Source organism: Draconibacterium sp., from assembly GCF_041583095.1.
Classification (GTDB): domain Bacteria; phylum Bacteroidota; class Bacteroidia; order Bacteroidales; family Prolixibacteraceae; genus Draconibacterium.
In genome coordinates this window covers 42,678-49,030 of sequence record NZ_JBFHGM010000003.1, presented here as the reverse complement: position 1 = coordinate 49,030, position 6,353 = coordinate 42,678, and the positions used below count along the sequence as shown (strand labels likewise).

Sequence of the window (6,353 nt, the reverse complement as noted above, 5' to 3'; positions counted from 1 at the left end):
TGGGATAGCCATTCTTTTAATTACGGTTTTCAGATACCTGATTATGTCAGGATTGAAGCTAATATGTATAAAATGGGTTTTCCTTTTTCGGCAGACAAAGGTCTCTACTTTAAAAACAATCCCATCTATCACGCGGAAAAAGTGAATGCTCCGGTATTGCTTTGGACAGGGACAGAGGATAAAAATGTGACGCCGGATCACACCATGGCTTTCTACAACGCCTTATGCAGAAATGAAAAAGATGTCATTGCTCTGTTTTATAAAAATGAAGGGCATGTATTGTTTCAACAACAAACACAAAATGACCTGACAAACAGAATTATGGATTGGTTTAATTACTTTTTAAAGAACAGTGTTGAATGTGAATGGATAAGTGAGGGGATGAACAAAAAGGATGCTCAGTAGAGCATCCTTTTCTTTTAATTCAGTTTGTACAGTGGGGCACCGCACATGGTTTCACCTTCACGGCTCAGGTTGTGCGTAATATTACTCTCATCCGTCCAGGTACAGGCCTGTCCAGGGATGGTACTACAATCTACACCTGCGGAAACACACTGACTGGTTGAGCTATCAAAATAATAGCCGGGTTCTGATGAATCCAAACTTTTTGCCGCATGACTGGCAAGTGCTGCACCAACTGCAAAAAGTACAATCGCAACTGGCAGAAACATTCTTTTTAACTTTTTCATGTTTATAGAATTTAAATTTAATGCCTACTCTCTTCATGGTTTTCGGCTTCCCCCATTTGATAATTGAGTGTCACAGCCTGCGCAAAACTGTAACGCACTATTTCATTGCCGGACAAAATGAATAAGTATTTGTCCGTTGCAAATAGCCGGGACATTCTTTCTTCTCCCCTGTTATAGACATAAAAACTACCCAGGTATTCCTGAACACTTGATTTATACATATCGACTACCACTGCTTGTCTCCACTGCTCTCTGGATTCAAATTTTCCCCGAAGCATGGAGATATTAAACAGCAATCTTCCATGAACCACTGATGTTTTATTGACAAGCAATGGCGGCGCATCCATTTTATAACTTCCATTAGAAAGTATGCGCACCTGCACTTTTGCTCTGGATGTTGTATCAATCGTATTCAACTCATGCAGCAGGTTTAATTCCTGGTCCATCACCAGGTACTGATTACGATAAGAATAAATATAGATGAGTTCCTTGCCCGCATCATCCCAAAGCAATTGTCCGTCGGTGTCGAATATCCCATCAACCTGTTTTTTGAGTAAGCTATGATTGAGTTGTATTCTGGGACTATCCTGAAGATTCAGCGTGCCAAGCACCCACGATTTTGTCTGGCTGCTTTGCGCACGAAAGGCAAACCGAACGGAATCAATCACCTGTAGCTGTGAAAAATAACAATCAGCAGCACTGATGGTATAAGCCAGCGAATCGCCCAGTTGTCCCTGATAGATAACCGGAACTGTACCATCAAAAAGGTAGAAATGAGGAGGCTTAACCTGTACCTGGATGAAACGAAATGGGTACTTATCATTATCCAGTTCTATTTTTACGCTCTCCATTCGTCTCAAGGCAGTATCAATACTGGTAAGCACTAAAGGTGCTGTTAGATTTCCCAGATAAATTTTCCCTTCGGCTATGCCGGCAAAATAGTAGGAGTTTACCCCCAGATCAAATGCCTTTTCATCACGGATCGGGTGCAGACCAAACCGGCGAATAAAATTGTTTTCTTTTTTTATGATATGCTCAGATGATAAAAAAAGCCCCACTACAACTCCAACCGCAAGCAATGACGGAAATACCAGTTTTAGAATCACAATTCGTTTTTTAGCAAGCTTCTCTTCTTCTGAAAGTGCAATCGCAAGAAGTGCCAATAACGCAAAGACTATATTAAAAATCAGATGTTGGGTCCAGTTCATTTTCTCAATGAAACCTCCACAGGAACAGGGAATAAAATCACTGTAATTCAAAATCAGGTAGATATAGACGGTAAAGGCAATCATTAGAAAAAAAGAGCCATACAAGCCCGGAAGTCGGAAGTTCTTTTGAACCAACAAGAGAGACAATACCAGTTCTATTCCTATTACAGCCGGGGCAATTATGCCGGCATAGGCACTGAGTAACGGAGACTGGGCTAGCTGCACAGTAAATGTCTCATAGTCCAGCAATTTACTGATTCCTGAATACACAAAAAGCAGAACATACAGATACGAGCTTAAAGGAATAAGAATTGAGAAACGTACTGTCTGGAGCTTTTTCATAGCAGAAAATTTGTTTGTTTTAAAGGTCAGTCTGATGGAGAACATTATCCGAAAAGCAGTTGACTACTTTGTTGCGAATGCATTCTTGCTTTTACGGTAAATAGTAAAGGCCACTTTTGGGCATGAACGCATTTTCAAAGGTACGGGTGTGCCGGGCCAATCCTCTAAACCTAAATTAAGAAGTGGTAGAATCCAGGTTAAGAAAATTCTTAAGGCTACGATAAGTAACCATTGTAAAAACCAGAGTACGAAAAGAGAATTATTGCAATTGATCATCTTATTACATGAAATTAAAACTACCTAACAATCAGGGATGTCCTTTCTCCCGAAGCATTTTACTCAAGGTCTGCGGGGCTATATTCAAATATGATGCGATAATTTCTTTTGATACTTTTAATTCGATACCCGGGTGTGTTGTCAATAAATTCAGGTATCTCTCCCAGGGCGAGTTCATGGCTAATTGCCGGGATCTCTGCGCAAAATAATACACATATTGCAACGAAACACAACGTTCAAAAACACCCGCTTCCGGGAAAGCCTTATAAATTTCCTGAAGCTGACGGTAGGATATGGAAAGTAACAAACTTCCTGACATCACTTCAATATTAACATCTGAGATCTTACGCTGGAAAAAACTCACGGGATCACACACTATACTCTGCTCCTTCCAGAGTATCGAGGTCAGGTCTCTGCCGGAACGATCATCAAAGTAGAAACAACGGGCAAGCCCCTTTTCCACAAAATACATATAATCTGATGTGTGCCCGGCGTTAAGCAACAATGAGCGATACCTGTGTTTGGTTATAGTCAGCCGCTCGTTAATTGCTGCTATAAGTGCATCCACATATGACCGTTCTGTAAGCTTTTTAGGCAAGGGCCTCATTTTAAAAATAACATCATACAAGCTGTGTTTTTCCATAGTTAACGATTAAGGAGTTCGGGTGAAAATAATAAGGTTTGAAGTCTCCACTAAAAGGAGTAATTATAATTTCTAAGACTTCAACGACGTCGCTTAAGTCAGGAGCCTCAAAGTTTAAGAAATGACGCATATTAAAGTTTTTCAAGATCTGATTGGGATATGTCGATAAATACGGAGTGGCTGATGGCTTTCAGGCGAATACCAAACCGGCTTTTATTTCGTCGTTTTACCAGAATTCCTTCATGCCCTTTTAATGGACCTGAAACGATTCGCACATGTTCTCCACTGGAAAATTGATTTTCTACTGTAATCACCTTCCCCATTTCCAGCATTTTCCGTATTCCATCTACCTCCTTTTCTGTTATTGTGGATGGTTTTCCTGCAAACGAGACATAGTTTACAACCTGAGATATTCTTCGAATGGTATATATTTCATGGTGATATGTAAAGACAAATAAATAATTGGGAAATAACGGGTACCAGATCTTTTTTTGTTGTCTGTTTTTCCACAGTTTCGTTTTGGGAATTGCAGGACAGAACACGTCATATCCATGACTAGCGAGTATCTGTGTTGCAATTCTTTCATTGCGTGGGCGAAGGTAAAAAACATGCCAGGCTCTTTTCACAAAACTATACTGTTCTTGATGCAACTGTAATCCTTCACCTTTATTATTACTAATTCTGTTTGCCATTGCTTAGTGTTTTATGGTTAGTTTTATTATATCTCTCTCAGGAACAATCATTACAGGCAAGGAGATAGCGCCTGTTAATCTCGTCTTTTAATGGAGGTTCTTTTGTTTCTTTTTATATGATTTTATTCAAGAGTTTAGATGATCTTTCAGGCTGACTATTTTTCACTTTATCCCAGCCCTGCTTCAACAAATTGACGATTCGCGTAAATCGAGAACCATCAAATTATTTTAAGGTCATTTGCGGTTAAATTGCATGCCAAAGGCAGGTCACTTAGCACAAATAAAGTAGGTAAAAGGTGTATATTTATACCTAACATACGGTATGTAAATATATAGAAAAATTATATAAACAAAAAAATGAGTATCTCCAACAGATGATAATTTATACCATAAAAGATGATTGTTTTGCTGGATTTATCAACCTTTTTGAGTAAGTTTGTTAGTAATAGATCATCAATATCATGACAACTAAAGAACGAATCACTGAAGAAGCTTTTAAATTATTCCTGAATAACAATTATGAAAAAGTTAGTATTTCTGATATAGAGGCAGCGGTTGGTAAAACAAGGGGAGCAATATTCTATTTTTTTAAGAACAAGGAAGAAATATTTAACGAGGTGATAGACACCTACATGATCAAAACGCAGGATCCTTCTGTGAAATTTAAATTCGACAGTAACACTTCACTAGAGCAGTTTATAAAACTATATATCAGCGGAATAAACACAACAATGTCCAGGATGTTATCCATCTCTGTTGTCAATATTTACAAGCAGTATTTTTCCTTATATCTCCAGGCGTCTAAAATCTATCCCAACTTCTCTGAGATTATGACACGCAACTCAATTGAGGAGATCAACCTGTGGGAAAAAGTCATATCAAGGGCAATTGAGAATAAAGAAATAAAGCAAATAGATACCAAACATTATGCAACGCTTTTTCGAAGTTGTTTTCTGGGGCTTGCATTCGACAGATGCCTTTTGTACGGGCTCAATACAGAGGAACTGTTCACACTTTATCAAACCATTTACCAGCAAATAAAATTAAAATCCTAAGTCATTCATAACAATTGCATGTAAATTTTTACTTACTTTTACATACCAACCATTATAATTTATTGTTATGAATAAAAATGTTTACATCTCATCCGTCAGCAAATTTTTGCCCAATTCACCCGTTGAAAACGAAGATATGGAACAATATCTGGGTTTAATCAATGAAAAACCGTCAAGGGTAAGGCGTATAGTATTAAAACAAAACGGAATAAAATCCAGGTACTATGCTTTGGATAAAAAGCAAAAAATTACCCATACCAATGCAGAGCTGGCATTCCGTTCCATACAGAAATTATTCCCGAATGAAAAAATTCCTGAGGATATTGATGTACTGGCATGTGCCACTGGTAATCCTGATCAGTTATTGCCTTCCCATGCATCAATGGTTCACGGGCTAATGAAAAACAGGCCCATGGAACTGTATTCCGCTTCAGGAGTATGCCTTACCTGCCTGCAGGCTTTTAAAACGGCTTATCTGTCTGTTTTGTCCGGGATTTCATCAAAAGCGATTTGTTCTACTTCAGAACTTGCTTCTCCTACCCTGCTGTCGAAAAACTATGAAGAAGAGTATGAGCATTGCTCGCAAGTGGGAAAAGATCCATACATGGCTTTTGAAAAAGATTTTCTGCGCTTTATGCTGAGTGATGGGGCCAGTTCGGTATTACTCTCTGACAAAAAGAGCGATAATGGGATTTCATTCAAAGTTGAATGGGTGGAAATGACTTCGTATGCCAATGAACTCCCTACCTGCATGTTTATGGGAGCTGAACCTCGTGAAGATGGCGAACTCACCAGCTGGAAGGAGTTTGAAAGCCGCGAACTTATCAATCGTTCGGTAATGACCGTTAAGCAGGACATCCGCTTGCTTAAACCTAATATAATTCGTTACTGGGTAGACCACCTGGAATATTGTCTGAACAAATATAACCTTGATCCGAAAGAGGTCGACTATGTGATCCCTCATGTTTCCTCTATGTTCTTTTATGGGAAGCTTGCTGAGGGGATCGAAGCAAGAGGTTTGGACCTTGGGACGAACAAGTGGTTCACCAATCTCACTGAAATTGGGAATATCGCCTCTGCTTCCATTTTTGCTGCATTGGATGATCTATGTAAAACAGAAATGCTTAAAGCAGATGATAAGGTTTTGCTACTGGTACCTGAAAGCGGACGCTTTTCATATGGAACGGTTTTATTGACTGTAAAATAGACCATTAACCCGTTTTGCCAAACCTTAATTTATCCATTGTAAAGCTGAATTTAGTCACAACGTATAACTTCTGGATATGTAAATGAGATAGCTATCTGAAATATCAACATTCATTTTGCAAGCTAAAATTTTCTATTGTTGCTTTAAAATCGCAGTTTAAAATAACTGTGCAGTAATGTTGTCAACCATTGCCATTCATCAAAAGACCAGGTTTTCGATAACAATGCAGCTTTACAATACT

Annotated in this window: 7 protein-coding genes; 3 read left to right on the top strand and 4 right to left on the bottom strand. The window is 38.7% G+C overall.

All coding sequences use genetic code 11. The annotated features are described in order from the left end of the window. The coding region (locus tag ABZB17_RS00530) for an alpha/beta hydrolase family protein (RefSeq protein ID WP_372647352.1) at nt 1-405 on the top strand (405 nt) is incomplete at its 5' end. A gap of 14 nt (nt 406-419) precedes the next feature. On the opposite strand, the gene ABZB17_RS00525 is transcribed toward ABZB17_RS00530, so the two are convergent. The 4 genes from ABZB17_RS00525 to ABZB17_RS00510 all read right to left on the bottom strand — a co-directional run bounded on the left by ABZB17_RS00525 (nt 420) and on the right by ABZB17_RS00510 (nt 3,850). Then, nucleotides 420-689 (bottom strand): DUF6520 family protein, encoded by a 270-nt coding sequence (locus ABZB17_RS00525; protein ID WP_372647351.1) that lies wholly within the window; start codon nt 687-689, stop codon nt 420-422. A 17-nt stretch (nt 690-706) separates the two neighbouring features. Next, nucleotides 707-2,239 (bottom strand): DoxX family protein, encoded by a 1,533-nt coding sequence (locus ABZB17_RS00520; protein ID WP_372647350.1) that lies wholly within the window; start codon nt 2,237-2,239, stop codon nt 707-709. A 307-nt stretch (nt 2,240-2,546) separates the two neighbouring features. Next, complete coding sequence (locus ABZB17_RS00515; RefSeq protein ID WP_372647349.1) at nt 2,547-3,158, bottom strand: Crp/Fnr family transcriptional regulator; 612 nt, start codon at nt 3,156-3,158, stop codon at nt 2,547-2,549. A gap of 131 nt (nt 3,159-3,289) precedes the next feature. Next, the gene (locus ABZB17_RS00510) at nt 3,290-3,850 is read right to left on the bottom strand and encodes a UpxY family transcription antiterminator (RefSeq protein ID WP_372647348.1); all 561 of its coding nucleotides are present in this window, start codon (nt 3,848-3,850) and stop codon (nt 3,290-3,292) included. A 461-nt stretch (nt 3,851-4,311) separates the two neighbouring features. On the opposite strand from ABZB17_RS00510, the gene ABZB17_RS00505 reads away from it, so the two are divergent. Both ABZB17_RS00505 and ABZB17_RS00500 read left to right on the top strand, forming a co-directional pair. Next, nucleotides 4,312-4,905, top strand: coding sequence for a TetR/AcrR family transcriptional regulator (locus ABZB17_RS00505; RefSeq protein ID WP_372647347.1), 594 nt, complete (start codon nt 4,312-4,314; stop codon nt 4,903-4,905). 67 nt (nt 4,906-4,972) lie between these two features. Continuing rightward, entirely contained in the window at nt 4,973-6,112 is a 1,140-nt protein-coding gene (locus tag ABZB17_RS00500) for a beta-ketoacyl-ACP synthase III (protein WP_372647346.1), read from the top strand. Nucleotides 6,113-6,353 lie beyond the last annotated feature (241 nt).